Annotated in this window: 3 protein-coding genes; all 3 read left to right on the plus strand. The window is 67.1% G+C overall.

Features of this window, described 5'->3' with window-relative positions; translation table 11 throughout:
• Positions 1-152, plus strand: a 152-nt coding sequence (locus ACWEBX_RS39875) for a biotin/lipoyl-containing protein (protein WP_451889597.1), incomplete at its 5' end; no start/stop codon positions are given.
• An 82-nt stretch (positions 153-234) separates the two neighbouring features.
• Positions 235-744 carry a DUF2867 domain-containing protein gene (locus tag ACWEBX_RS39880; RefSeq protein WP_451889595.1) on the plus strand — a complete coding sequence of 170 codons (510 nt, stop codon included), beginning with the start codon at positions 235-237 and terminating at the stop codon, positions 742-744.
• A 336-nt stretch (positions 745-1,080) separates the two neighbouring features.
• Complete coding sequence (locus ACWEBX_RS39885; protein WP_451889596.1) at positions 1,081-1,485, plus strand: hypothetical protein; 405 nt, start codon at positions 1,081-1,083, stop codon at positions 1,483-1,485.
• Positions 1,486-1,858 lie beyond the last annotated feature (373 nt).

The following is a 1,858-nucleotide window of genomic DNA, read 5'->3' on the forward strand; positions in this document are numbered from 1 at the left end:
AGGTCAAGGAGGGCGATCTGATCGTCGTCCTGGAGGCCATGAAGATGGAACAGCCCCTGAACGCGCACCGCTCCGGCGCCGTCAAGGGCCTGAGCGCGGAGGTCGGCGCCTCCGTGACGTCCGGCGCCCCCATCCGCGAGATCAAGGACTGACAGGGAATGGGCGATACGGTCGGCAACAGCGGCGTGCCACGCCCAGGAGTCGTGGCCATCTGGACGAGGGGACGGACGAACCATGGGGCACAGGACAGGAACGCGCGTACGCAGGAGCGTCACGCCGATCGCCGACGCGGCGGTGGCGAGCCTGGGCGGCTGTGATCACGTGGACGCGGTCGCGGTCGACCTGGCCCCGGGAACCAGTGCCGCGGACTTCGCCCGGACGGTACTGGCAGGGACACCGGGGTGGGTGCACGGGCTGCTGACCGTGCGCGACAAGCTGATGTCGCCGTTCGGACTGCATGTCCAAAAGCGAGTCGCCCCCGATGAGATCCGGGTCGAACCCGGAGCACGGCTGGGCCCCTTCCGGGTCCTGACGGTCTCCGACGACGAGGTGCTCGCCGGCGACAACGACAAGCACCTGGACTTCCGCACCTCCTTCGCCGTACGGGAGGGAGCCGCAGGCCTGGAAGGCGTCTGCACCACGGTCGTGCGCTACCACCGGCAAGCCGGATACCTGTACTTCAAGGCCATCCAGCCCTTCCACAACCTCATCATCCCGAGGGTGGTCGCCCGCGCCCGCTCATAGCCGGAACGGAACCGCTTTCTACAGGCTGAGCGGGGGCGGGCACCCCAGACACGGCCAGGGATGGGCTGCTACCGGCCCGGCGAAAGGCCCCGGCTGATCTACCGGCCACGCTTCCACCTGCTTTGGAAAGGAGCACCCAAGCGCTTCTCCTGACAGGACTACCGTGACCTCCCGGTCCGCGCACACCTGCAACCTGGCGCCCCAGTCGAAGCCATCTGGGGCAAATCGAACACCCGTCGTGCCGGCGGCATGAGGAAGTACGCAGTGCGTCGTCGACCGCAGGCCGGCGGGCACCGGTGGCGGGTGGCCTCACCTGGGCGTATACGATCCCCGGCCATGAAGCGTTCGATGATCGCGCTGGTCAGCGCAGGTGCAATCACACTTGCCTCGGGCGGCTATGCCGTCGGGGCGATGCGACACGACGGCGCGTCCGAGCGGTCAGCGACGTGCGAGCAGACCAACCAGGACTTCGAGAAGCGGGCTGGCCAGTTCCGGAAGCACAAGCAACGGGAGTCCCGTGACGCCGACTACTCCGACTCCGTTTCCACAAGTTGGGCGATGGAGTCGACCAAGGTGAAGATCCTCAGCCTGATCGTGGTGCAGAATTCAACCTGTTTCGGTGCCGGAACGCGCGCGACAGCGGCATATCTCCAGCAACACCGAACCGAGGGCGAACAGGACGCTGCCGCGTGTGCCCTTGCCGCCGTCCCCTCCGACTACTGCACGATCGCGGTCGACTGAAGGCGACGTGCCGCAACCGTGCCCGTTCAGTCGGGAAGCAGCGGGGAGTCACGGGCTCCGGCGGACAGCGAGCACGAGAACGGATCCTGACCGGTGCACCTGGTCAGGATCGGCTTCTGCTGGCGGTAGGTGTGGGATTTGAACCCACGGTGCCATCGCTGCTCCGACGGTTTTCAAGACCTCGTTCAAGACGCGGCTCGTCGACGCAGCCCCCACGCCCTGAACCGCCCACTCGCGAAGAGGCCCACGCCGACGGACAGCGCAATGAGCAGAGTCGAAGCGCCGACGCCCAAGGTCACATGGCGCCCCTGGGCTGCCGCCAGAAAGGCGACGGTCCCAGTGAAAGTCACGGCCGCCATGGCAAGGCAGATCG

The organism is Streptomyces sp. NPDC005070 (assembly GCF_053600395.1).

Bases quoted from the DNA above. Each gene is read 5' to 3' on its own strand.
- ACWEBX_RS39880 (WP_451889595.1), top strand. From the start codon at position 235: ATGGGGCACAGGACAGGAACGCGCGTACGCAGGAGCGTCACGCCGATC.
- ACWEBX_RS39885 (WP_451889596.1), top strand. From the start codon at position 1,081: ATGAAGCGTTCGATGATCGCGCTGGTCAGCGCAGGTGCAATCACACTT.